The 23,032-nt window shown below is 64.5% G+C and carries 33 protein-coding genes; 27 read left to right on the top strand and 6 right to left on the bottom strand.

Annotation, left to right across the window (positions count from 1 at the left end; genetic code table 11):
* Positions 1-71 precede the first annotated feature (71 nt).
* Positions 72-575 carry a GNAT family N-acetyltransferase gene (locus tag SPYCW_RS01825; protein WP_120215331.1) on the bottom strand — a complete coding sequence of 168 codons (504 nt, stop codon included), beginning with the start codon at positions 573-575 and terminating at the stop codon, positions 72-74.
* Between the two features lie 90 nt (positions 576-665).
* Here SPYCW_RS01825 and SPYCW_RS01820 point away from each other — a divergent pair, with 90 nt between their 5' ends.
* Positions 666-1,037: a dihydroneopterin aldolase gene (locus tag SPYCW_RS01820; protein WP_172595400.1), complete on the top strand. Its 372-nt coding sequence runs from the start codon at positions 666-668 to the stop codon at positions 1,035-1,037.
* A complete protein-coding gene (locus tag SPYCW_RS01815) occupies positions 1,034-1,795 on the top strand; it encodes an SDR family oxidoreductase (protein ID WP_120215329.1) in 762 nt (253 codons plus the stop codon). The genes SPYCW_RS01820 and SPYCW_RS01815 overlap by 4 nt, the downstream gene beginning before the upstream one ends.
* 96 nt (positions 1,796-1,891) lie before the next feature.
* Here the strand turns inward: SPYCW_RS01815 and SPYCW_RS01810 are convergent, their stop codons facing one another.
* Together SPYCW_RS01810 and SPYCW_RS01805 are read right to left on the bottom strand one after the other, a co-directional pair.
* Positions 1,892-3,325: an NAD-dependent succinate-semialdehyde dehydrogenase gene (locus tag SPYCW_RS01810; protein WP_120215328.1), complete on the bottom strand. Its 1,434-nt coding sequence runs from the start codon at positions 3,323-3,325 to the stop codon at positions 1,892-1,894.
* Between the two features lie 155 nt (positions 3,326-3,480).
* Positions 3,481-4,080 (bottom strand): TIGR02466 family protein, encoded by a 600-nt coding sequence (locus SPYCW_RS01805; RefSeq protein ID WP_120215327.1) that lies wholly within the window; start codon positions 4,078-4,080, stop codon positions 3,481-3,483.
* 46 nt (positions 4,081-4,126) lie between these two features.
* Between SPYCW_RS01805 and SPYCW_RS01800 the strand changes: the two genes are divergently transcribed.
* Genes SPYCW_RS01800 through SPYCW_RS01785 form a run of 4 tightly spaced genes read left to right on the top strand, consistent with a single transcriptional unit; the run spans position 4,127 to position 6,421 of the window.
* Complete coding sequence (locus SPYCW_RS01800) at positions 4,127-5,047, top strand: SMP-30/gluconolactonase/LRE family protein (protein WP_120215326.1); 921 nt, start codon at positions 4,127-4,129, stop codon at positions 5,045-5,047.
* A gap of 32 nt (positions 5,048-5,079) precedes the next feature.
* Positions 5,080-5,337 (top strand): type II toxin-antitoxin system Phd/YefM family antitoxin, encoded by a 258-nt coding sequence (locus SPYCW_RS01795; RefSeq protein ID WP_120215325.1) that lies wholly within the window; start codon positions 5,080-5,082, stop codon positions 5,335-5,337.
* Positions 5,334-5,720 (top strand): type II toxin-antitoxin system VapC family toxin, encoded by a 387-nt coding sequence (locus SPYCW_RS01790; protein WP_120215324.1) that lies wholly within the window; start codon positions 5,334-5,336, stop codon positions 5,718-5,720. Before SPYCW_RS01795 ends, SPYCW_RS01790 begins: the two co-directional genes overlap by 4 nt.
* 11 nt (positions 5,721-5,731) lie before the next feature.
* Positions 5,732-6,421, top strand: a complete 690-nt coding sequence (locus SPYCW_RS01785) for a VIT1/CCC1 transporter family protein (RefSeq protein WP_120215323.1) — start codon at positions 5,732-5,734, stop codon at positions 6,419-6,421.
* Here the strand turns inward: SPYCW_RS01785 and SPYCW_RS01780 are convergent.
* Positions 6,418-6,801, bottom strand: coding sequence for a DUF488 domain-containing protein (locus SPYCW_RS01780; protein WP_120215322.1), 384 nt, complete (start codon positions 6,799-6,801; stop codon positions 6,418-6,420). The two genes, SPYCW_RS01785 and SPYCW_RS01780, sit on opposite strands and share 4 nt — an antisense overlap.
* Positions 6,802-6,858: 57 nt before the next feature.
* Here SPYCW_RS01780 and SPYCW_RS01775 point away from each other — a divergent pair, with 57 nt between their 5' ends.
* Genes SPYCW_RS01775 through SPYCW_RS01765 form a run of 3 tightly spaced genes read left to right on the top strand, consistent with a single transcriptional unit; the run spans position 6,859 to position 9,063 of the window.
* Complete coding sequence (locus tag SPYCW_RS01775; RefSeq protein WP_120215321.1) at positions 6,859-7,962, top strand: DUF2855 family protein; 1,104 nt, start codon at positions 6,859-6,861, stop codon at positions 7,960-7,962.
* A gap of 23 nt (positions 7,963-7,985) precedes the next feature.
* Complete coding sequence (locus tag SPYCW_RS01770) at positions 7,986-8,387, top strand: hypothetical protein (protein WP_120215320.1); 402 nt, start codon at positions 7,986-7,988, stop codon at positions 8,385-8,387.
* A gap of 16 nt (positions 8,388-8,403) precedes the next feature.
* Positions 8,404-9,063, top strand: a complete 660-nt coding sequence (locus SPYCW_RS01765) for an HAD-IA family hydrolase (RefSeq protein ID WP_120215319.1) — start codon at positions 8,404-8,406, stop codon at positions 9,061-9,063.
* Between the two features lie 189 nt (positions 9,064-9,252).
* Here SPYCW_RS01765 and SPYCW_RS01760 read toward each other — a convergent pair whose 3' ends face one another.
* Positions 9,253-10,146 carry a LysR family transcriptional regulator gene (locus SPYCW_RS01760; protein ID WP_120215318.1) on the bottom strand — a complete coding sequence of 298 codons (894 nt, stop codon included), beginning with the start codon at positions 10,144-10,146 and terminating at the stop codon, positions 9,253-9,255.
* An 89-nt stretch (positions 10,147-10,235) separates the two neighbouring features.
* On the opposite strand from SPYCW_RS01760, the gene SPYCW_RS01755 reads away from it, so the two are divergent.
* From SPYCW_RS01755 to SPYCW_RS01710, 10 genes are all read left to right on the top strand, one after another.
* Positions 10,236-10,946: a CoA transferase subunit A gene (locus SPYCW_RS01755; protein WP_120218040.1), complete on the top strand. Its 711-nt coding sequence runs from the start codon at positions 10,236-10,238 to the stop codon at positions 10,944-10,946.
* Entirely contained in the window at positions 10,946-11,257 is a 312-nt protein-coding gene (locus SPYCW_RS01750) for a hypothetical protein (RefSeq protein WP_120215317.1), read from the top strand. The genes SPYCW_RS01755 and SPYCW_RS01750 overlap by 1 nt, the downstream gene beginning before the upstream one ends.
* Before the next feature lie 20 nt (positions 11,258-11,277).
* Positions 11,278-12,156 (top strand): HAD family acid phosphatase, encoded by an 879-nt coding sequence (locus tag SPYCW_RS01745; RefSeq protein WP_232014908.1) that lies wholly within the window; start codon positions 11,278-11,280, stop codon positions 12,154-12,156.
* Complete coding sequence (locus SPYCW_RS01740; protein WP_120215315.1) at positions 12,156-12,791, top strand: CoA transferase subunit B; 636 nt, start codon at positions 12,156-12,158, stop codon at positions 12,789-12,791. The genes SPYCW_RS01745 and SPYCW_RS01740 overlap by 1 nt, the downstream gene beginning before the upstream one ends.
* Positions 12,792-13,211: an HI0074 family nucleotidyltransferase substrate-binding subunit gene (locus SPYCW_RS01735; protein ID WP_120215314.1), complete on the top strand. Its 420-nt coding sequence runs from the start codon at positions 12,792-12,794 to the stop codon at positions 13,209-13,211.
* Positions 13,195-13,536: a nucleotidyltransferase family protein gene (locus tag SPYCW_RS01730; protein WP_172595399.1), complete on the top strand. Its 342-nt coding sequence runs from the start codon at positions 13,195-13,197 to the stop codon at positions 13,534-13,536. The genes SPYCW_RS01735 and SPYCW_RS01730 overlap by 17 nt, the downstream gene beginning before the upstream one ends.
* Positions 13,537-13,563: 27 nt before the next feature.
* Positions 13,564-14,013 carry a hypothetical protein gene (locus tag SPYCW_RS01725; protein WP_120215312.1) on the top strand — a complete coding sequence of 150 codons (450 nt, stop codon included), beginning with the start codon at positions 13,564-13,566 and terminating at the stop codon, positions 14,011-14,013.
* 51 nt (positions 14,014-14,064) lie between these two features.
* Complete coding sequence (locus SPYCW_RS01720; protein ID WP_120215311.1) at positions 14,065-15,372, top strand: serine hydrolase domain-containing protein; 1,308 nt, start codon at positions 14,065-14,067, stop codon at positions 15,370-15,372.
* A 74-nt stretch (positions 15,373-15,446) separates the two neighbouring features.
* The gene (locus SPYCW_RS01715; protein WP_120215310.1) at positions 15,447-16,424 is read left to right on the top strand and encodes an NAD-dependent epimerase/dehydratase family protein; all 978 of its coding nucleotides are present in this window, start codon (positions 15,447-15,449) and stop codon (positions 16,422-16,424) included.
* On the top strand, positions 16,412-17,092 hold the full coding sequence (locus SPYCW_RS01710; protein ID WP_120215309.1) for a glutathione S-transferase family protein: 681 nt from the start codon (positions 16,412-16,414) through the stop codon (positions 17,090-17,092). The genes SPYCW_RS01715 and SPYCW_RS01710 overlap by 13 nt, the downstream gene beginning before the upstream one ends.
* A gap of 98 nt (positions 17,093-17,190) precedes the next feature.
* On the opposite strand, the gene SPYCW_RS01705 is transcribed toward SPYCW_RS01710, so the two are convergent.
* Positions 17,191-17,709 carry a sterol desaturase family protein gene (locus SPYCW_RS01705; protein ID WP_120215308.1) on the bottom strand — a complete coding sequence of 173 codons (519 nt, stop codon included), beginning with the start codon at positions 17,707-17,709 and terminating at the stop codon, positions 17,191-17,193.
* Between the two features lie 185 nt (positions 17,710-17,894).
* Between SPYCW_RS01705 and leuC the strand changes: the two genes are divergently transcribed.
* From leuC to SPYCW_RS01665, 8 genes are all read left to right on the top strand, one after another.
* Positions 17,895-19,325: a 3-isopropylmalate dehydratase large subunit gene (gene leuC, locus SPYCW_RS01700; protein WP_120215307.1), complete on the top strand. Its 1,431-nt coding sequence runs from the start codon at positions 17,895-17,897 to the stop codon at positions 19,323-19,325.
* Positions 19,326-19,350: 25 nt separating this feature from the next.
* Complete coding sequence (locus tag SPYCW_RS01695) at positions 19,351-20,202, top strand: N-acyl homoserine lactonase family protein (RefSeq protein ID WP_120215306.1); 852 nt, start codon at positions 19,351-19,353, stop codon at positions 20,200-20,202.
* A gap of 1 nt (position 20,203) precedes the next feature.
* Positions 20,204-20,797 carry a 3-isopropylmalate dehydratase small subunit gene (leuD, locus tag SPYCW_RS01690; RefSeq protein WP_120215305.1) on the top strand — a complete coding sequence of 198 codons (594 nt, stop codon included), beginning with the start codon at positions 20,204-20,206 and terminating at the stop codon, positions 20,795-20,797.
* A gap of 10 nt (positions 20,798-20,807) precedes the next feature.
* Positions 20,808-21,803, top strand: a complete 996-nt coding sequence (locus SPYCW_RS01685; RefSeq protein WP_120218039.1) for an NADPH:quinone oxidoreductase family protein — start codon at positions 20,808-20,810, stop codon at positions 21,801-21,803.
* Between the two features lie 68 nt (positions 21,804-21,871).
* Positions 21,872-22,081, top strand: coding sequence for a DUF167 domain-containing protein (locus SPYCW_RS01680; RefSeq protein ID WP_331852378.1), 210 nt, complete (start codon positions 21,872-21,874; stop codon positions 22,079-22,081).
* Positions 22,082-22,156: 75 nt separating this feature from the next.
* Entirely contained in the window at positions 22,157-22,444 is a 288-nt protein-coding gene (locus SPYCW_RS01675; protein WP_120215303.1) for a hypothetical protein, read from the top strand.
* A gap of 32 nt (positions 22,445-22,476) precedes the next feature.
* The gene (locus SPYCW_RS01670; protein ID WP_120215302.1) at positions 22,477-22,719 is read left to right on the top strand and encodes a type II toxin-antitoxin system ParD family antitoxin; all 243 of its coding nucleotides are present in this window, start codon (positions 22,477-22,479) and stop codon (positions 22,717-22,719) included.
* Complete coding sequence (locus SPYCW_RS01665; RefSeq protein ID WP_172595398.1) at positions 22,712-23,014, top strand: type II toxin-antitoxin system RelE/ParE family toxin; 303 nt, start codon at positions 22,712-22,714, stop codon at positions 23,012-23,014. The genes SPYCW_RS01670 and SPYCW_RS01665 overlap by 8 nt, the downstream gene beginning before the upstream one ends.
* Positions 23,015-23,032: the final 18 nt, after the last annotated feature.

The raw sequence follows: 23,032 nt of genomic DNA, 5'->3' as shown, positions 1-23,032 counted from the left end.
AACGGATCGTGCAAGTCGCCGCGTGGGTCGATCGACCGAGCTGCGCCCCTGCGAAGGCAGGGGCACTGGCTTTACCGCGGCCCGATCATCCCTGCCGCAGTCGGCAAGCCATGCCCGTTCACCGCGCGCGCCAACAGGCGTCGCTGCTCAAATGGTCCTGGCAGATCCCACGCCGCCGTTGCATCAGCATCAAAGCCAAAGAAGCGCCCGTAATATTCAGGATCGCCGATCATCATCAGCGCGCCGTCGGCCTCCGTCTCCGCCGCGGCGAGCATATGCGCCATCAGAACCCGCCCATGCCCACCGCGCTGGAGGTCGGGGCGCACCGCGACCGGGCCGACCATCACCAGCGGCGTGACCACACCATCGGGCGAGCGATGCGCCACCGGCCAGCACTGGATCGTGCCGATCAGCGCGCCCGCCTCGACCAGCGCAAAGCTCAGCGCCGGAACGGCCTCGGCGCCGCTGCGGATGCGATAGGCGGTTCGGCCAAAGCGGTCGCTCCCGAAAGCCGCATCGAGCAAAGCCTCGACCGCTTGCGGTGCAATCTCCGACAATGGAAGTAACTCGACCAACGCGCGCCCTTTCGCTAATGCGGCGGCGCTTTAGGGTCCGGGGCCGACATTGCAAAGTCGAATGTCGTCGCGGCAGGGACAGGATTTCTTGTGACCGATACATTGTGGCTGGAGGTGGACGGGCTGATCGCCCAGGTGCTGACCGGCATCTATTCCGAGGAAACCCACCTGCCGCAGCCGCTTCGCATCGGGGTGCGCGCGCGGCTGGCGATGGCCGATCATTATGACCCGACCACGCCGCTCAGCGCGTCGAAAAACTACATGCACCTGAAATTCGCCGCGACCGAGGGCATTCCCAAGGATGTCCATTTCGTGCTGATCGAAAGCGTCGCCGACCATATCATCGACACTTTGTTCCTGCAGGACGACAAGGTCGAGGAGGTCGAGGTGAAGATCGTCAAGCTGGCGATCGCCGAGGAAGGCGAAGAAATCGGCATCACGATGCGGCGCGCGCGCAAATGACGCAGAAGCTCGCTCTCGTGACGGGCGGGCTCCACCGCGTCGGCGCCGCGATTTCGGCGCGGCTGGCGCGCGAGGGCTATGCGCTGGCGATCCACAAGCGCAGCCCGGGCGACGCCGATCCGGTGCTCGCTGACGCGCTCGCCGAGACCGGCGCGATTAGCCACCGTTTCGCCGCCGACCTGGCCGATCCTGCCGCGGTCGATGCCTTGATCCCCGCGGTGACCGACAAATTCGGCCGCGCGCCCGATCTGCTGGTTAACAATGCCGCGCTGTTCGCCGAGGGTGAATGGGCCGATCTGTCCGCGGCGGCGCTCGCAGAGATGATGCAGGTCAATCATCATGCGCCGGTGATGCTCGCCAAAGCGCTCGTCGCCGCGAGCGAAGGCCTGCGCCCCGCGATCGTCAATATTATCGACCAGCGCGTCGCGCAGCCGGTACCCGATCAGATCGCCTATAGCCTTTCGAAATCGGCGCTGTGGCAGGCGACCGCGACGCTAGCCGTCGCTTTCGGTGGCCGCGCACGCGTCAATGCGGTTGCGCCGGGGCTGACGCTGGCGACCGACGATTATTCGGCGGCGCAGATAGAGCGGCTCGCCGGGCGGATGCCGCTGGGTGCCTTGCCAACCCCGGCGCAGATCGCCGATGCGGTGGTGTATCTCGCGCGTGCGGAAGCCGTGACCGGGCAAACGATCTTCGTCGACGGCGGCGCGCATCTGGCGCCGATGGGCAGGGATTTCGTGGCGTTGGAGCGGGATTAAAACCGTCGCCCCGCGCAGGCGAGGCCGCTGTCGGTTTAAGCAGTAACGACGGAGAAAGCCGCTGGCGGCCCCCGCCTTCGCGGGGGCGACCGTCTTTCAATAAATATGCACCGCCTTGGTCACCAGATACCCGTCCAGCCCCTCCGGCCCACTTTCACTGCCAAAGCCCGATTCCTTGATCCCGCCGAACGGCATGTCGTTTGCCGAAATCACGAAGCTGTTGATCCCGACCATCCCGCTCTCGATACCATCGGCGATCCGGTTGATGCGGCGGCCGTTCTCGGTGAACGCAAAGGCGGCGAGGCCATAAGGCAGCCGGTTCGCCTGCTCCAACGCCTCATCCTCGGTCGCGAACGGACGGATCAGCGCCATCGGGCCAAAGGGCTCGTTGTTCATCGCATCGGCATCGAGCGGCACGTCGGCAAGCGCGGTCGGCTGGAAGAAATAGCCGTCACCAGTCGCCGCGCCGCCGGCGATCACGCGCGCGCCCTTGGCCGTCGCATCAGCGACGAGTGCTTCCAACGCAGGAATGCGGCGCGCGTTGGCGAGCGGTCCCATCTGGGTATCGGCGTCGAGCCCGCTGCCGATCTTCACCTTCTTGGTACGCTCGGCAAACCCCGTGACGAAGGCGTCGTAAATCCCCTCCTGCACATAGAAGCGCGTCGGCGAGACACAGACCTGCCCCGCGTTACGGAACTTCTGCATCACCACGCGGTCGAGCGTGGCTTCAAGGTCGCAATCGTCAAAGATCAGCACCGGGGCATGGCCGCCCAATTCCATCGTGATCCGCTGCACCCGATCGGCGGCGAGCTTCATCAGATGTTTGCCCACCGCGGTCGAGCCGGTGAAGCTGACCTTGCGGATCACCTCGCTACCCAACAGGTGACGGCTGATCATGTCGGGGTTGCCGTAAACGAGCTGGACAACGTCGCCGGGGATGCCCGCGTCGGCGAGGCAGCGCATGATCGCGCTGGTGCAGCCGGGGGTTTCCTCGGGCGCCTTCGCGATCACCACGCAGCCCGCGGCGAGCGCGGGGGCAATTTTCTTGACCATCAGATTGACGGGAAAATTCCACGGACTGAACGCCGCGACCTGACCCACCGGCTGCCGCAGCACCATCGCGCGCTGCCCCGCAGGGCGCTGTACCACCCGGCCCTCGATGCGCTTCCCTTCCTCGGCAAAATATTCGAGCAGCGACGACGCCGACAACACTTCGCCGCGCGCCTCGGCGATCGGCTTGCCCTGTTCGAGCGTCAGCAGCGTCGCGATATGGTCGGCGCGCTCGCGGATCAGCCCCGCCGCCTTGCGCATCAGCGCCGCGCGCTCGTCGGGGGTCTTGGCGCGCCACACCGGCCAGCCGCGCGCCGCTGCCGCGAGCGCCTCGTCGAGATCGGCGGCGGTCGCCACGGGCAGATCGGCGATCGCCGCCGCGGTCGCAGGATTATACACCGGCCGCGCATCGCGCCCCTCACCGCTCCGCCAGGCGCCGTTGATGAAGAGCTGGAGGTCGGCGTCGTAGGTGGCGGTCATGGAAGGCACTTTCGATACGCCCCCGAAATCCGTTCGTGTCGAGCGAAGTCGAGACACCCATCGATGGTGCGCAAGGCCGAGAGGCGTCTCGACTTCGCTCGACGCGAACGGGAGGAGGGGCTTGGTCTAACAGGTCGCGCCCATATAGGACCGGCTCAGCGATAGTTAAAGCTGATGCTGATCCGCTCACCCTTACCCGAATGCGGCATGACTTCGTGGCGCAGCCAGCTTTCCCACAGGAACACCCGCCCCGCCGTCGGCTGCGCATAGACAAATGGCACCAGATGCTCGGGCGCGTCATCGGTCCGCCCCGGTGCCGCCATCAGCATCGCCAGACGCGGGTCTTCCAGCTTCAGCGCCCCCGACCCCGGCGGCACCACAACATAGAACGTCCCCGACACGATGCTGTGCGGATGGATATGGCCGCTGTGCGTGCCGCCCGGTTTCAATATGTTGACCCACAGGCTGTCGAGCTTCAACGGCTTGGCGAGATCGAAGTGACAGGCGTTGGCGAAGGCCTTGACCTCTTTGTCGAGCAGCTTCTTGAGGTCGTAAAAAGCGGGATCGCGCTCGGGCAGGTCGCCAAGGCTCGCATAGCTGGTGTATCCCTTATAGCCATGCTCGCGGCTCCACGCGCGCCCCGCGCCGTCCTCCTCGGCGAACAGGCGGCAACTCTCCTCCAGCGCGTCGAGCAGGTCGGGAGTACCGATATCGGCCTCGTAAAAATTTGTGGCGAAGAGCGTGCGAACGGGCATGATGGCCGCAAAGCATAGGACGCAAACAAGAGCAAGGGAGACAAGGATGGCCGAGTTCGAACTGATCGCCGACGGATTGCGCTTTCCGGAAGCGCCGGTGGTGATGGACGACGGCAGCGTCATCGTCACCGAGATTGCGGAGGGCCGCATCACCCGCTGCTGGCCGGGCGGCAGGAAGCAGGTCATCGCGACCCCCGGCGGCGGCCCCAACGGCCTCGCAATCGGTCCCGACGGCAAGCTCTATTGCTGCAACAACGGCGGCTTCAACTATGTTGAATCGAACGGCTATCTGGCGCCGCACGGCATCGCCGACGATTATTCGGGCGGGCGCATCGAACGGATCGACATAGAGACCGGCGAAGTCGAAATGCTGTACCAGACCGGCGATCACGGCGTGACGCTGCGCGGCCCGAACGACCTGATGTTCGACGCGCACGGCGGTTTCTGGTTCACCGACCATGGCAAGGTCGATTATGCGAAGCGCTGTCACGACATCGTCGGCATTTTCTATGCCAAGGCCGATGGCAGCTTCATCGAGGAAGTGATTTTCCCGAGCTACAACCCGAACGGCATCGGCCTTTCGCCCGACGGCAGCAAACTCTACGCCGCCGAAACCTATACGTGCCGCCTGACCCAGTTCAACATCGTCGCGCCGGGCAAGGTCGATGATGCGGCGGGCCCCGGCGGCCCAGGCATCCCGCTCTACCGCCCCGCGGGGTATAAATTCTTCGACAGCCTCGCGATGGAAGCCAGCGGCAATATCGCCGTTGCGACGATCGGCGAATGCGGGATTTCGGTCGTCGGTCCCGACGGACAGCTCGTCGAATTTGTCGCGACCGACGATATTTTCACCACCAACATCGCGTTCGGCGGGCCCGATCGACAGGATGCCTATATCACCCTGTCGGGCACCGGGCGGCTGGTAAAGACGCGCTGGGCCAGACCGGGGCTGCAACTGCAATATTGACTTAGCTAAGTTGATTAGCTAATCCAGCCGACATGACGATCGTCACCATCCATGAGGCCAAGACCAATCTGTCGCGCCTGATCGCCCGCGTCCTCGCGGGCGAAGAGGTAACGATCGCGCGTGGCAAGGAACCGGTGGTGAAGCTGATGCCGGTGAATGCGCCACCAAAGACCAAGCGCGTCTTGGGCACATTGAAAGGCAAGATCGATCTCGACGCCGGCTTTTGGGATCCTTTGCCCGAAGAAGATTTGGCGCTGTGGAACGGCGAAGACAGTCCTAAGGCGCAATGAACCTGCTCCTCGATACGCACGCACTGATCTGGGCTGCCAATGAACCGGAGAAATTGCCCAGCGCGGTGAGGTCCGCCATCGAAGACCCCGACAATCATATCTGGATCAGTGCCGTTTCCGCGATCGAGGTCGCGATCAAATTCCGGATCGGCAAGCTGGAAGGCGCCGACGAGCTCGCCAAACGCTTTGAAACCGTCATCGCGGGTTTTGGTTTTGACCAACTCCCCATTTCGGTTGCACATGCCAGTCTGGCGGGCTTGCTGCCGTTCGACCATCGCGACCCGTTTGACCGCATTTTGATCGCCCAATCGCAGATTGAGCAATATGCACTGGTTTCGAACGAAAAGCTGTTCGACCAGCTTGGCGTCATCCGTTTCTGGTAGGAGCACGCCCCATGCACCGCGAAACCCATGCCGCAAGTCGCATCGGCTGGCTGCGCGCCGCGATCCTGGGCGCCAACGACGGGATCGTGTCGACCGCCAGCCTGATCGCGGGCGTCGCAGCGGCGGGGGCTTCATCGTCGTCGATCCTGATCACCGGTACCGCGGGGCTCGTCGCCGGGGCGATGTCGATGGCGGCGGGCGAATATGTCTCGGTCAGTTCGCAGGGCGACGCCGAAAAGGCCGATATCGCCAAGGAAAAGCGTGAGCTCGCCACCGTTCCCGAACTGGAGCTTGAGGAACTGACGCAAATCTATCAGCAGCGCGGACTCGACCGCCCGCTCGCCGAACAGGTTGCGGCCCAGCTAACCGCGCATAACGCCCTCGACAGCCATTTGCGCGACGAGCTGGGCCTGACCAGCGAACTGGCGGCGCGTCCGATTCAGGCGGCAGCCGCGTCGGCGGCGAGCTTCACCGTCGGTGCCGCGCTTCCGCTCGCGATCGTGCTGCTGGACTCCGGCCCGTCGCTGCCGTGGGTGGTTTCGGCGGCATCGCTGCTGTTCCTTGCCATCCTCGGCGCCCTCGGCGCCTGGGCGGGGAAGGCGCCGATTGCCCGCGCCGTCCTGCGCGTCGGCTTCTGGGGCGCCGTCGCGATGGGCGTGACGATAGCAATCGGATCGCTGTTCGGGACGACGGTCGGCTAGCGCTGGCGCAACCAATCACGCAGTGCGACGGCATTGTTTCGCTCCACACTTTTCGCGGCGTACAGCAAGGTAACGGATCCCGCCGCGGCCGCGGCATCGAGCACGAACAGCGCCGCCCGCGCCTCCTCGATTCCGGCATCGAGTTCGGCGAAATAGGCGCGCCGGAATGCATCCCACGCTTCGTCCGAGTCCGCGGTGTCTCCGTGGTATCTTTTGCGCAGGCTATCGCTCGGCGACAACGGCTTGAGCCAAGCGGCGAGCGCGGCCTTTTCCTTTGACACTCCGCGGGGCCACAGCCGGTCGACCAGAAAGCGCGCACCGTCGCCGGGACCGACCGGTGCATGAATGCGTTTGACCGCGATTGTCAGCGCCGTTCCCATCTGTATGACTATCGATCATCCCGCGTGCGCGGGCAAGACAATCGGAGGGGTCCGGACATGAGCAGAGCAAGCTGGGCGATCGACATCGATCGCGACGATATCACGCAAGCCCAATTGGCCGCCGAGCCCGCCACACCGCTGGCAGCAGGACAGGTGCGCGTGCATCTCGACAGCTATGCGATGACCGCGAACAACATCACCTATGCCGTGTTCGGCAAGCCCGCCGGTCTGTTCGGCAATGATCAGGGCTATTGGGATTTCTTTTCGGAGCCCGGCGGCCCCGGTCGCCTGCCGGTCTGGGGTTTCGCCACGGTGACCGAAAGCGCCGCCGACGGGGTTGCGGTCGGCGACCGCTTCTACGGCTATTATCCCATGGCCGAACATGCGGTGTTGACCGTCGGCAAGCCCGGTCCCGGCGGCTTCACCGACATCACGCCGCGCCGCACCACGCTGCCGCCGATCTACAACCAATATCAGCGGGTCGAGGCGCTGGCGGATTACCGGGCCGCCGACCATGATTATTGGCCGGTGTTCCGCCCGCTGTTCCTGACCGGCTGGCTGATCGCCGACCAGTTCGAGGATGAGGGCGATTATGGCGCCGCCCAGATTCTGATCGCCAGCGCATCGAGCAAGACCGCGATCGGGCTCGGTTTTGCCCTCAAGCAGCGCGCCGCGCGACCTGAGACGATCGGGCTGACCAGCGCCGCCAATGTCGAGGCGCTCGCCGCGCAGGGGATTTACGATCGCGTCATCAGCTACGACCAGATCATGACGCTCAATGCGTCGACCCCGGCCGCACTGGTCGACATGGCGGGCAACGGCGCGGTCACGCGCGTCGTCCACAGCCATTTCGGTAGCCAGCTTCAGGCGTCGATCATCGTCGGCAAATCGCATTGGGATGCCCAGGCCGATGCCGACGGCCTGCCCGGCCCGGAACGGCAGGGTTTCTTCGCCCCCGGCCGCAGCCAGAAACGCATCGCCGACTGGGGCGGTGCGATATTCGGGCAGAAGATCGCCGAAGCCTGGCTCGCGTTCATGGACATTGCGCCGCGGCTCGCCGCGATCGACAAACGACGCGGCGGGCCAGCCGCGCTGGAGGCTTATAATGAAATGCTCTCGGGTCGCGCCGATGCCAAAGCAGGGATCGTCGTCGAACCCTGACCATTTGCCTGAAAGGATGCCCGATGCTTCGCTTGCTGATCCTGACCATCGCCGCCGCGGCGCTGCTGCCCCCCGCCGCCTACGCCGAAACCAAGCCGATCACCGCACCGCGCAAGGCCGACCTCGCCGACCGCGTTGCTGGCACTTACAAGGGTGACATCATCTCCGACGCGCGCGGCTCATCGAAAAGCGGCATCACGATCACCGTCACGCGGACCGGACCAAACAAGGTCGAGATCAAGTCGAGCCACACCCGCATCCCGACCGTCACCATCCCGCTCGAAAAGGCGATGGACGCGATCCTCGCCGCGAGCGGACCCTATGTTTTCCTGCTCGACACGGTGCGTTCGCCGGACCGGCTCGACCTGACGATCGACGATGCCAGCTGGTCGGGCAATCGCGTCGCGACGCCCGCAAAGAAGTAGGAACTCACGCTCCCGCATGACTTACACGACCGTTATTTTCGACTTCGGCGGCGTCATCACCGCGTCGCCGTTTGAAGCCTTCAATCGCCTCGAAGAAGAACGCGGGCTGCCGCGCGATTTTGTGCGGCGGGTCAACGCCATCAATCCCGACAGCAATGCCTGGGCGAAGTTCGAACGCGCCGAGATCGATGCGGCAGCGTTCGACACGCTGTTCGCCGAGGAGGCGCGCGCGCTGGGGCATGCGCTGGAAGGCGAAGCCGTGCTGGCGGTGATCGCCGGTGCGGTCCGTCCGGCGATGGTCGCCGCGCTCGACACGCTGAAGGATCGCGGCTTCACCATCGCGTGCATCACGAACAACGTCCCCGGCGGCAAGATGGGGATTCGCGGCGCCGGGATGACGCGCAGCGAAGAAGCCGCAAGCGAGGTTGCCGCGATCATGGCGCGTTTTGAACATGTCATCGAATCGAGCAAGGCCGGCGTGCGAAAGCCCGATCCGCGGATTTACCAGATGATGTGCGAGAAGCTGGGCGTCGAACCCGGCGAATGCATTTACCTCGACGACCTCGGCATCAACTGCAAACCGGCGGCGCAGCTGGGTATGCACGCCATCAAGGTGACGAGCGGCGAGCAGGCGCTGGCCGATCTGTCGGCGGTGCTGGGAGTGCCGCTGGACTGATCATCGGCCGAGCGGGCGCGCTCTGGATGACGGCTTTGGGGGAGTCCCTATCGCTTCCTACGTCCGTTCGTGTCGAGCGAAGTCGAGACACGCAGAAGGCCCACGCCAAGCCACGCGTATCTCGACTTCGCTCGATACGAACGGAGACTGGATTGAACGGCTGCTTCCGGCCCCAACCCGCCGCCCTGTTCAAACACCCACCTCGGCCAGATCGAGCTTCGCCGCGCGCGCAAAAATCTGCGTCAGCACCGGTTCGGTATCGGCGACGCGCATCGCCACCTGAAACTCGACCGGCGCCAGCGTCGGCATGCCATCGAGCAGCGCGAGCGCGCCGGTCGCGATCTCTCCGCGCACCATCGGTTGCGGAAAAATTCCGATCCCCCCGCCCGCTTTTGCGATATCGATCATCGTGCGCGCGTTGTTGCACAGGTTCAGCGACTTTTGCGCGATGCGCGATGCTGCGATCGCCTCGCGCATCCGGCCATGGATCGGCGAATGGCTGGCGAGCGACCAGACGGGCAAGCCGGTATCGCCGCCCGCAAACGCCGCGGCAACCCCCGGGCTGGCCAGCCACACCAGCTGGACATCACCGATCGGGCTGGTCTTCAGTGCCGGATGCGCGATCGGTCCGGCAGCAAAGGCGATGTCGGTGCGCCCGGTGAGCAGCTGCTGGATCAGGTTCGCGGTCAGGTCGATTTCGATCTCGAGCCCGACTTGGGGCATGTCGGCTTTCAACCCGGCGACAAAGCCTGGCAGGCAGCTTGCCGCCGCGATCTCGCCCGCGCCGATCCGTACCACCCCGCTTGCCTCGCCATAACCACCGCTGCCCAGCAGCGCATATTGCATATCGCGAAGCAGCGGATCGCAGTCGCGCACCAGCTTGCGCCCCGCCGCGGTCAGCGACATCGTGCGGCCGTCGCGGCGGAATAGCGCCGTCCCCAGCCGTTGTTCCAATTCGCGCATTCGCGCCGATACCGCGGGCTGGGTCGTGTTGAGCCGCTCGGCGGCGGCGGAAAAGGTTCCCAGCCGGTCGATCCACAGCAGCGTTTCGAGATGGTAGAGGGCGACGCGATTAATAGACATTGCCTATGTATAATCCAAAATTCGAACAATTAGAATTGATGGATCAAATGCGCCAAAGTCGCGCCGAAAATTGGACAAGGGAGCCCGACATGGCGAGCAAGCATTATTCCGACGCCGCAGCCGCACTCGAAGGCCTGCTCTTTGACGGCATGCAGATTTGCGCCGGGGGCTTTGGCCTGTGCGGCATCCCCGAACGGCTCATCGACGCCATCCGCGACGCGGGAACGAAGAACCTGACCATCGCCAGCAACAATGCCGGGATCGACGGCGAAGGGCTCGGCAAGCTGCTCCGCACCCGTCAGGTCAAGAAAATGATCTCGTCTTACGTCGGCGAGAACAAGGAATTTGAACGCCAATATCTGGCGGGCGAACTCGAGGTCGAATTCTGTCCGCAGGGGACGCTGGCCGAACGCTGCCGCGCCGGCGGCGCAGGCATCCCCGGCTTTTATACCAAGACCGGGGTCGGTACCGCGGTGGCCGAGGGCAAGGAGGTCAAGAATTTCGACGGACAGGATTATATCCTGGAACGCGGTATCTTTGCCGATCTCGCGATCATCAAGGGGTGGAAAGCCGACGAGAGCGGCAACCTAATTTTCCGCAAGACCGCGCGCAACTTCAACGCGCCGATGGCAACCGCCGCCAAAATCTGCGTCGCCGAGGTCGAGGAAATCGTCCCCGTCGGCAGCCTCGACCCCGACAGCATTCACCTGCCCGGCATCTATGTGAAGCGCATGATCATCGGCGCCCCCTACGATAAGAAGATCGAGTTCCGCACGGTGCGTCCGCGCGAGGCGTCGTAATGTTCAACCGTCAACCGGAACATCCTCATTCGATACCGTTGACCGGCCACACAGGACTGGACGACCAGTATCACGAGGTTGCTCGATTTTGGGTCTCGGCGGAACGATCCTTTGTTCTGGTTGCGCCCGACGTCGTAACGTCACCCGCGCTGCTTGGTTCGCTGTTAGTGGAATGCCTGCATACGGCTGCGGCAGGATATGCTGCGACGGGTAACTTTACCGAGGAAGCCGCGTTGAGCGAGCTTTGGAAGGGATTCGACGAGGAGCGCCCTCGCCTCGTCGGTCCCGATCAAGCAGGGGAGGTCAGCTAATGGCACGGATCCACGTGAAAATGAGATCAGGTGTTGCCGTTGTCGCGATCACGTTGTCGCTTATGGGATGCGCAGCCACACCCCAAGCAACCACCCCGCCCCCGCCGCCCGTCGCTACCCCCGCCGAAGCCGCCAAGCCGCCCGTCGCGCTACAATATCTTTATGGCTCGGCCGAGGCTGCGATCGCCGTTCGCGCGACCAATGCGCGGATCGCCGAATATGGCCTCGCACGGATCAAGCAGCGCCCGACCGACAGCGTCATCCTCGCCACCGGTGCGACGATGGACGCGCCGCGCTTTGAGCCCTGCGGCACCAAGCCGTTCGCCGCGGTGTTCGATGCCGACGAGACGCTGATCTGGAACCTCGGCCCGATGCGCAATTTCGCCGAAAAAGGCTCATCTTATGACCCCAAAATCTGGGACCAGTGGGAAAAGACCGGCGCGGGCAAGGCGGTCGCGATGCCCGGCACGGTGGAGATGCTGGCCAGGCTGCGCGCGGCGGGCATCACCGTCGTCGCCAACACCAACCGCAGCGCCGCCAATGCCAAGGGCAGCGAAGACACGCTCCGCGCCGCCGGGCTGGGTGATTTCAAGCATGGCGAGACCCTGTTCCTGATGGGCGACGACGCCAACGGCTCGAGCAAGGACGGGCGCCGTGCGACGATCGCATCGCGTTACTGCGTCATCATCCTCGCCGGCGACCAGCTCGGCGACTTCAGCCAGCAGTTCAACGTCAAGGATCTGCCCGCCGCAACCCGCACCGCGATCGCCACGGGCCCCGCTGCCGCGGCGCTGTGGGACAAGGGCTGGTTCCTGTTCCCCAACTCCGTCTACGGCCCATGGGAAAAGCTGGGCTGGGACGACACCTTCCCCTCCGACACCAATTGGGAGCCGAAATAATGCCTTGGACCCGCGATGACATGGCGGCGCGCGCCGCAAAGGAACTGCAGGACGGCTATTACGTCAATCTGGGGATCGGCATCCCGACCCTGGTCGCGAACCATATCCCCGCGGGGATGACGGTCACGCTCCAGTCGGAAAACGGCATGCTCGGCATCGGCCCCTTCCCGCTCGAGGGTGAAGAAGACGCCGATCTGATCAACGCGGGCAAGCAGACGATCAGCGAAGTCCCCAATTCGGCCTATTTCTCCTCCTCGGACAGCTTCGCGATGATCCGCGGCGGCCATATCGACCTCACCGTGCTCGGCGCGATGGAGATCGCCGAAAATGGCGACATCGCCAACTGGATGATCCCCGGCAAGATGATCAAGGGCATGGGCGGCGCGATGGACCTAGTCGCCGGGGTCAAGAAGATCATCGTCGTGATGGAACATGTTGCCAAGGACGGCAGCCCGAAATTCATTCCGGCGTGCACATTGCCGCTGACCGGCCAGAACGTCGTCGACATGATCATCACCGACCTCGCGGTGTTCAAGCGCGACGACCACAGCAGCCCGTTCAAGCTGATCGAGCTCGCGCCGGGGGTGACGGCGGAAGATGTTGCTGCCAAAACGACGGCAAGCTACTTGTCCTGAATGGATGACAAGCCACCGCCCCGTTCCCGGCTCCGTCTGGACAATTTTTCGCGCGCTTTGGCGGGCCTGAGAGAGGCAGTCGAACTGCGCCAGAGCCGTCCGCTGAGCGAACTGGAAAAGGCGGGGATGGTCCAGCGTTTCGAGATTGCATGGGAATTGGGCTGGAAGCTGCTGGCCGATCGGCTTGCGGAAGAGCTGGCACCACCCGAAGCGCTGACCCCGGCATCGACCATTCGCGCCGCGCATGCTGCCGGGATGATTGTGGCCGCCGACGAATGGCTGGCGATGGGCAAGCTGCGCAGCCAATTGTCGCATACGTACAGTGAACCGATCCGCGATCAGGGTTTAAAACTGATCGCCGAGCAATTCCTTGCGATACTGACCGCGCTGGAACGGGATGCCGATGCGCGTCAAGCATGACGCCATCAGCCTTTCGGTCGACGATGTTCGGATCGCCGCCGAGGTTCTCTCGCCGTACGCCGATCAGATCGACCGTGTGAGCCTCTATGGCTCGCGCGCGGCGCGGACGTCGCGGCCCGGCTCCGATCTCGACCTCCTGTTGAGTGGACCGATCGATTTTCGCGCCATGCTGAATCTCGGCGTTGCATTTGAAGAAAGCGACCTCTCGGTAGCGGTCGATCTGAAACATGAGCGTGATCTGACCGACCCGCGCGTTCGTGACGAGATTTTGAAGCAGTGCCAGTTGCTTTTTACCCGCGACGACTTGTTGAACCTCGAACAATGAATGCTCCGCAAATAGAGGTGAACACGCTTGTCTGACGTCGCCGCCAACCCCGGTTCCACGTGGCTGCTGATCGGCGGCGCGCTGTCGGTTGCAGCGGCGCTGCTCCATATCGCATGTATTTTCGGTGGCCCCGACTGGTATCGTTTCTTTGGTGCGGGCGAGGGCCTGGCGCGCGCGGCGGCGCGGGGCGACTGGACCCCGACGCTGATTACGCTGGCGATCAGCGTGGTGCTGCTGATCTGGGCCGCCTACGCCTTTTCCGGGGCAGGCATATTGCCGCGCCTGCCTTTGCTGCGCACCGGGCTGGTGAGCATCACCGCCATCTACCTGCTCCGCGGTCTGGTCTTTTTGCCGCTCCATCTGTGGCGGCCGCAACATACCGACAGTTTCGCGATCTGGTCGTCGGCGATCGTCCTCTTCTATGGTACGGTTTACGCCATCGGTACGATCAAAGCCTGGCGTTATCTGACCGTCTGAGTCGCTGCGGGGGTGACGGCGGGGGAAGCTGCGGCTAAGACGGCGGCAACCATGAGGTCGCAGCCCAATCAAGCTTTCAAGCCGCGTATTGTCCTGATCCTGATCGCGATCGCCGCATTGGGGTTATCGGGCTGGCTCGGCATTCACGCGATCGGCGGGAACCAGCCGCTCGCAAGCGTTCCCATCCCGTTGACCGCGCCGGAAAACCTGCCGCAAACCCCGTCGCAATGGCGCGGGCGGATCGATTATCGCGCGCTCGACCGGCAGCTCACCGATCTTGCGCAACGGCCCGAAATGGCAGGGTTGGCGGTGGCAGTCGTCGAAGACGGCGAGCTGCGCTTTGTCCGCGCCTATGGTGTTTCGGACGTAACAACGGGCACGCCGGTGACCGCGCAGACGCTGTTCCGCTGGGCTTCGGTTTCGAAAACCACGACCGGGGTGATGGCGGCGGCGCTCGCGAAAGACGGCACTCTCGATCTCGACCGCCCGGTCGCCGCCTGGCGCACGTCGCTGCGCCTGCCCCGCGGCGCCGAGGCGCAGGTGACCCTGGACGACCTGCTCGCCCAGCGCACCGGGCTCACCAAAAACGCCTATGACGAGAAGCTGGAGGAAGGGCAGAACCCGGCGCAGATCCGCACCGGCCTCGCCGCGGCGCCGCTCCAATGCGACCCCGGCACGTGCCACACCTATCAGAATATCGCCTTCGACGCGGCGACCGAGATTTTGAGTGCGGCGGCGGACAAGCCCTTTTCCAGCGCCGTCGAGGATCGATTTTTCCTGCCGCTTGGCATGGTGAGCGCCGGTTTCGGGATGGAGCGGCTGACCGGCGCTGCCGACTGGGCCAAGCCGCATCGCGGCCATCGCGTGCTCCCGGTCAAGGAGGCCTATTGGCGCGTCCCCGCCGCCGCCGGGGTCGAAAGCGACATCGTCGATTTCGCGAAATGGATGCAGGCGATGATGGGCGCGCGCCCCGACGTGCTGCCGCAATCGGTGTTGCAGCTCGCCCACCGCCCCCGCATCGGCACCGCGAAACTCTATGGGGGTAATTTGCGCCAGGCGATGGGCGATGCCGCCTATGGGCTCGGCTGGCGCAGCTTCACCTATGGCGGTCACCGGCTCGAAGGCCATTCGGGCGCCGTTGCGGGTTACCGCGCGACGATGATTTTCGAACCCGCGACGCGGACCGGCGTCGTCGCGATGTGGAACAGCGACTGGGGCTTCCCCTTCCGCATCCCGTTCACGGTGATCGACAGCTATCACAAGCGCGACGACGCGGGGTGGCTCGACCTAAGCGAACTGCCGCCCGCAAGGAACGTCGCCGCGGCGGCGGCGCCGGTCAACGGAATTCCGAAAGGCTGACGCGCGGGATCTGGTTGCGCACCGGCGTGCCGCTTGGCTACGGCGCGCGCGCAAGAGCAAGAGGAGGATCATCGATGCGCGTGCTGCTCACCGGATCGTCGGGCTGGCTGGGGCGCTATCTCGCTCCCTTGCTCAGCCAGAATGGACATAGGGTCGTCGGAGTCGACGTTGTACCGGGTACCCACACCCAGATTGTCGGCACGGTTGCCGACCGTGCCCTCGTCGATCGGACCATGGCTGACCATGGCATCGAAGCGATCATCCACGGCGGCGCGCTGCATAAACCCGACATCGTCCGCTATCCGCGGCAAGCCTTTATCGACGTCAATGTGACCGGTACGCTGAACCTGATCGAAGCCGCGGTCGCAGCGGGCAATGATCGCTTCCTGTTCACCTCGACCACCTCGCTGATGGTGCGCGCCGACGTCCGCGCGGGCGCGGGCGACGCGGGCGCGTGGTGGATGGACGAGGATTTCGGTCCGCTGGAGCCGCGCAATATCTATGGCATCACCAAGCTCGCCGCCGAGCAGGCCTGCCGCCTTGTCCACCGGGAGCATGGCATCAATGTCGCGATCCTGCGCACCGGGCGCTTCTTTCCCGAGGATGACGACACCCATGCGGTGCCTAGCGGGCCGAACCTCAAGGCGAACGAATTGCTCCACCGCCGCCTGACGGTGGAGGATGCGGCGGCGGCGCATCTTGCCGCACTGGAAGCGGCGCCAACCATCTGCTGCGACACCTTCATCCTCTCTGCGCCGCCGCCGTTCGGGCGCGAGGACGCCGCCGAACTCGCCCGCGACGCGCCCGCGGTCATCGCGCGCTATTTTCCCGATGCGGCCCGACTTTATGCGCACGCGGGCTGGGTGCTTCCCGACCGGATCGAGCGCGTTTACGACCCGTCGCGCGCCGAACGTCGGTTCGGCTGGCGGGCGCGGACCGATTTTGGCAGCGTGCTGACGGCACTCGCCAAGGGGGGGCCGCTGCCCATCGCACACGACCCGGCCTACACCTCTCCCATCGTCGCTCAGGAGCGCGAAGCATGTACGAGCTGATCACCGCCAACCGCAATTATTCGAGCTGGTCATTGCGCCCATGGGTGCTGATGACCGCGCTCGGCATCGCGTTTCGCGACCGGGTGGAGCCGTTCACGAAGCCCACCAATTACAAGGATTTCCGCAGCTTCTCGCCGACCGGACAAGTGCCTGCGCTGCTACACGAAGGGCGCACCGTCTATGACTCGCTCGGCATCACCCTCTATCTCGCCGACCGGCACGCGGGGGTGTGGCCGACCGACCCCGATGCGCGCGCGTGGGCGCAATGCGCCACGGCCGAAATGCACAGCGGCTTTGCGGCGCTGCGTAACGATTGCACGATGAATGTCGGGGTCCGCGTGACGCCCAAGCCGATGTCGGACGCACTCCAGGCCAATGTCGCGCGGATCCGCGAGCTGTTCGAGGAGGGGCTGACGAAGTTTGGCGGGCCGTGGCTCGCCGGGCTGGATTTCACCGCGGTCGACGCCTTTTTCGCGCCGGTCGCGTTCCGTATCCGTACCTATGGCCTCGACGTCGGTGCCGGGCAGGCGTGGGTCGATCAGATTCTGGCGCACCCTGCGATGCTGGAATGGGAAAGGCAAGCGCTCGCCGAAAGCTGGCGCGAGGTCGGGCATGAGGAAGAATTGCGCGCGTGCGGCGCGATTACCGCGGATTACCGGACGGCTTAGAAGCACCGTCGCCCCCGCGGAGGCGGGGGCCGCAAGCGGTTTACGCGGCGATGCCCGGCAATGCCGACAACGGCCCCCCGCCTTCGCGGGAGCAACGGTCAATCCACCAGCGCCTCGCGCACCACCGCAATCCCCGCCGCGCGCTGCGCCTTCAATTCGGCCTTCAGCTTCGCCGGATCGCGCGCAAAGACGAAGCCGAAGCTGACCCCGCCTTCCTTGCCGATCGTCGCATGGTGCAGCTTGTGCGCCTGCACCAGCCGCTTGGCATAGCCGCGCCGCGGCACCCAGCGGAAATAGCGCTGATGGACCAGCCCGTCGTGAACGACGGTATAGATGATGCCGTAGAGCAGCACTCCCAGTCCGATCCACGTCCCCGGTTCCCACGCACTGGCGCCCATGATCATCGAGCTGCCCACCGCGAACATCGAAATGCTCAGTGCTGCACCGAACAGTCCAAAAAGATCGTTCTTCTCGAACATCTTGTCATGCGGTTCATGATGGTCGCGGTGCCATGCCCAGCCAAAACCGTGCATGATATATTTGTGGCTCGCCCATGCGACAAATTCCATTGCGAGCACGGTGGCGAGGATGAGTGCGAGGATGGCGAGCGTGGTCATGAGAGCATTATAGACTATCTCGTCGCCCCTGCGAAGGCAGGGGCCGCTATCGGTTTAGGCGGCCACGCTGCGCAAAGCCGACTACGGCCCCTGCCTTCGCAGGGGCGACGACGCTCAACGACCGAAAATTGCGTTTTGGATCGCCACTCGCTTGCATTGTTATCCTACGGGCTTAAGTGAACCGCATGACTCGCCCCCGCACCCTGTATGAAAAAATCTGGGACGCGCATGTTGTCGAACAGCGCCCCGACGGCACCTGCCTGATCTTCATCGACCGCCACCTCGTCCATGAAGTCACCAGCCCGCAGGCGTTCGCGGGACTTCGCGGGAGTGGACGCACCGTGCGCCGCCCCGACCTGACGCTGGCGGTGCCTGATCACAATCTGCCGACCACGGCGCGCCGCGATGCCAGTGGTAATCGCTTGCCGATCGCTGACGCCGAAAGCGCGGCGCAGCTTGCGGCGCTGGAAACCAACGCCCCCGCATTCGGCATCCGCTACATCGACGCGGTCGCGCCCGAACAGGGGATCGTCCATGTTGTCGGTCCTGAACAGGGGTTCTCGCTGCCCGGCACAACGATCGTCTGCGGCGACAGCCACACCGCCTGCCACGGCGGCATCGGCGCGCTGGCGTTCGGGATCGGCACCAGCGAGGTCGAGCATGTGCTGGCGACCCAGACCCTGCTGCTCCAACCCGCCAAGACGATGGAAGTGCGCGTCGAGGGCGAGGTCGGCCCCGGCGTGACCGCCAAGGACGTCATCCTCCATATCACCGGGGTCATCGGCGCGGCGGGCGGCACCGGTCATGTCATCGAATACACCGGCAGTGCGATCCGTGCGTTGAGCGTCGAGGGACGCCTGACGGTCAGCAACATGGCGATCGAGGGCGGCGCGCGCGCCGGGCTGATCGCACCTGACGACGTGACCTTCGCCTATCTGAAGGGCCGCCCCTATGCGCCGAAGGGCGCCGATTGGGACGCCGCGGTGGCTTACTGGAAAAGCCTCGCGACCGATCCCGGCGCGACCTATGACAAGACCGTCGTTATCGACGCCGCCGACATCGCGCCCAGCGTGACCTGGGGCACCAGCCCCGAGGATGTCGTTCCGATCACCGGCACCGTCCCCGATCCGGCGAGCTTCGCCGATCCGTCGAAGCAGGCCGCCGCCGCCAAGTCGCTCGATTACATGGGCCTCGAACCCGGCACGCGGATGCAGGACGTACCGGTCGAGAATATCTTTATCGGCAGCTGCACCAACAGCCGCATCGAGGATCTGCGCGCCGCCGCCGCGGTGCTGAAAGGACGCCACAAGGCGGCGGGGGTCAAATGGGCGATCGTCGTCCCCGGATCGGGGCTGGTGAAGGCGCAGGCCGAGGCCGAGGGGCTCGATCGCATCTTCACCGACGCGGGGCTGGAGTGGCGCGAGCCCGGCTGTTCGGCCTGTCTCGGCATGAATCCCGACAAGGTGCCCGCTGGCGAACGCTGCGCCAGCACCAGCAACCGAAATTTCGTCGGTCGCCAGGGGCCGGGCAGCCGGACCCATCTGGTATCGCCCGCAATGGCGGCGGCGGCGGCGGTCACCGGGCGGCTCACGGACGTGCGCGAACTGATCGACTGAGCGTGAAAAGAAGGAGCGGAATGGCATGATCTGGAAAGCTATCGCATCGGCCGCAGCGGCATTGGCGCTGGCGACGCCCGCCCTGGCGCAGGATAAGCCCGCTGCCGCCGCGAAGGTGAGCCTGACCCGCCTCGATTGCGGCACGGTGCGCGTCAACCGGCTCAATGCCTTCTCGGACACCCAAGCCTATCCAGGGCAAAGCCGCGACCTGACCGTCGGTTGCTACCTGATCCGCCACGGCGACCAGCTGATGCTATGGGATCTGGGCCTGCCTTCGGCACTGAAGGGCGCGGCGTTCACCGCGACGGGCGACATGTCGGCCTCGGTTAACCGCACCCTCGTCGAACAGCTGGCCGAACTTGGCATCACGCCGGGCGACATCGACGTCGTCGGTATCAGCCATTTCCATTTCGACCATATCGCCCAGCTTCCCGATTTCCCCGGCGCAAAGCTATACATCGGCAAGCACGATTGGGATTTGCTTACCCAGAACCCACCACCCGCATTTGTCAATCCGACCCCTTTCACGCACTGGATCAGCGGTGGCGGCAAGGTCGAGCCGGTGGCGCGCGATCAGGATATTTTCGGCGACGGCAGCGTCGTGATGCTCGACATGCCCGGCCATACCCCGGGTCATCACAGCTTGCTGGTAAAGCTGGCGGGAATGGGGCCGGTGCTGCTGACCGGCGATCAGGCGCATTTTCAGGAAAATTACGACAGCGATGGCGTGCCGACCTTTAACACCAACCGCGCCGACACGTTGGCGTCGTTCGACCGCTTCAAGGCGCTGGCCAAAAACCTGAAAGCCACCGTGATTATCCAGCACGAACCGCGCGATGTCGGCAAGCTGCCCGCTTTCCCGAAGGCCGCCGAATAATATGACGCCGATCGAAAAAGTCGAAGGCCGCGCGATCCCGTTCGGGCTGAAGAATGTCGATACCGACGTCATCATCCCGGCGAAATGGCTAAAGACGATCAGCCGCGAAGGACTTGGCCGCGGCGCGTTCGAAACGCTGCGCGCCGACCCCGACAATCTGTTCGACAACCCCGAATTTTCGGGCGCGCCAATCCTGATCGCGGGCGACAATTTCGGTTGCGGGTCGAGCCGCGAGCATGCCGCATGGGCGCTCGGCGACCTTGGCATCCGCGTTGTCATAGCGCCGAGCTATTCGGATATTTTCTCGGGAAACGCGGTCAAGAACGGCATATTGCCCGTGGTGCTGCCGCAGTCGGCGATCGACCGGTTGATGGCTGTCGCGGCGACCGATCCGATCCATGTCGACCTCGACACCCAAACGGTGACGACGCCATTCCAGGACCGCTTCAGCTTTGACATCGATCCGTTCCGCAAAATGTGCCTGCTGAACGGGCTCGACGAGATTTCCCTGACCGAAAAAAGCGAAACGGCGATCGCCGCGCATGAGAAAAATATGGCGACGGACCAGCCCTGGCTGATCCCCGCGACACCATGAGGAGAAGATGATGAAGGCTCTCTTGTCGACCGCCACCGGCGGCCCCGAAACGCTGGTTCTTGGCGAGCTGCCGCGGCCGACCGCGGGCGCGGGCCAGATCGTCATCGACGTCAAGGCCTGCGCGGTCAATTTCCCCGACACGCTGATCATCGAAGACAAATATCAGTTCAAACCCGCGCGCCCCTTCGCCCCCGGCGGTGAGGTCGCGGGCCTGGTGGCCGAAATCGGCGACGGGGTGACCGGGTTCAAGGTCGGCGACCGCGTCATCGCGGGCTGCGGCAATGGCGGCATGGCCGAAGCCGTCGCGGTCGGCGTCCACAATGTCTATCACCTCCCCGAAGGCCATGACTTTGCCGAGGGTGCCTCGCTGCTGATGACCTATGGCACCAGCATCCACGCGCTCGTCGATCGCGGCCACATCCAGGAAGGCGACACTTTGCTCGTCCTCGGCGCGTCGGGCGGCGTCGGCATCGCGGCGGTCGAGCTGGGCAAGGCGTTCGGCGCGCGCGTCGTCGCCGGCGTGTCGAGCGAGGAAAAGGCTGAAATCGCGCGGAAGGCGGGCGCGGACGAGGTCGTGATCTATGGCCGCCAGCCGTTCGACAAGGATCAGTCGAAGGAGCTCGCGAACAAGTTCAAGGAAGCCGTCGGACCGGGCGGCGCCAATGTCATCTATGACGCGGTTGGCGGCGACTATGCCGAGCCCGCGCTGCGTTCGATCGCGTGGGAAGGCCGTTATCTTGTCGTCGGCTTCCCCGCCGGCATCCCGCGCCTGCCGCTCAATCTGACGCTGCTCAAAAGCTGCGACGTCGCCGGCGTATTCTGGGGCGCATTTGTCGCGCGCGAGCCCGAACGCAACCGCGCGCATGTCGCGCGCCTGTTCCAGCTGTGGGAACAGGGCAAGATCAAGCCGCGCGTGACCGGCACCTATCCCCTGGCCGATGGCGGCCAGGCGATTGCCAAGCTCGGCGACCGCAGCGCGGTGGGCAAGCTGGTCATCACGGTCTGAAATATCGGCCCGATCCCGCGCTGACGGCGGCGCTGCGCGATCTCGCGGCGTCGACCGGACGGCTGGAGGTGCGGGTGACGCCGGGCGCCGGACGCGACGACGTGACGATCGACGGACCCACCGTTCGCCTGCGCGTCATGGCACCCCCTGCCGACGGCGCCGCGAACGAGGCGGTCATCGGCCTGCTCGCTGCGGCGCTCGGCCGCCCGCGCCGCGACCTGACCCTGCTGCGCGGGGCCACGGCACGCATCAAACTGATCGCTATCGCGCCCGATTGATCGGCGCGAATTAACGGTTTCGCAGGGGCTGTGCCCTATGACTGACCACAGGACTATCTTGGTCAGGGTACAACCATGGCGACTCGCCGCGTAAAGGCTGACGAAAGTAACGCGAGCATCGCGAATATTTCGCGCACCCGCCGCGCACAGCTGGTTGCCGAGTTCGAAGGCGAACTGGGCATCGATTACAAGGCGCGCGCCAAGGCGGCCGAGGCCGAACGCCGCTGGCAAGCCCGCAAGACCTTCATCGTCTGGACGATCGCACTGATCTTTTTCAGCATAGCGTGCCAGAAACTGTGGATCATGGGTCAGGACGTCGACCGGCCCTTCTCGGACGTCAACCTGTTCGAAAGCTGGTTCTAGACTGCATTACCAAATTTTGGTAACCTTAGGCCATGGCAATCAAGAACACCTCGGTCGCCTTGAGCGACGAACTGGCTGACTATGCGCGGAGCAAGGTTGCGTCGGGCGAGTTCGGATCGGTCAGCGATGTCGTTCGCGATGCCTTGCGGCGTGCCGCCGAACGCGACCTGCGCATTGCGCGTCTCAGGCAGCTCGTCCAGGAAGGCGAAGAAAGCGGCCCGGCGCGTCCGTTCGACTGGGATGCCTTTATGGCCGAAAAATTCCCGAATGCTTGAGATTGTGCTGCGGCCACGCGCCAAAGCCGACCTTTTGGATATCGCCGATTACACCATTATCGAACATGGCGAGAAACAGGCGAAGCAATATATCGACGACATCCGCCGACAAATCGGGTCCGCCGCGCGATTTCCGGGGATCGGGAGTGGCGCGTTCGGATTGCCCCAAGCTTATCGCAAGATCAGATCAGGGTCGCACCGGGTAATCTATCGCTACAATGAAACCGAACTTATCGTGGTCCGCATCCTCCACCAGCGCGAGGACGTCCCCGACGAGATTGAGGACTTTTCGTAGGGCGAGGACAAATTGGCC

The sequence above is a fragment of the Sphingopyxis sp. EG6 genome (assembly GCF_003609815.1).
Lineage (GTDB): Bacteria > Pseudomonadota > Alphaproteobacteria > Sphingomonadales > Sphingomonadaceae > Sphingopyxis.
The sequence above is the reverse complement of the archived record's forward strand: the minus strand, read 5'-3'. Positions and strand labels throughout refer to the sequence as shown.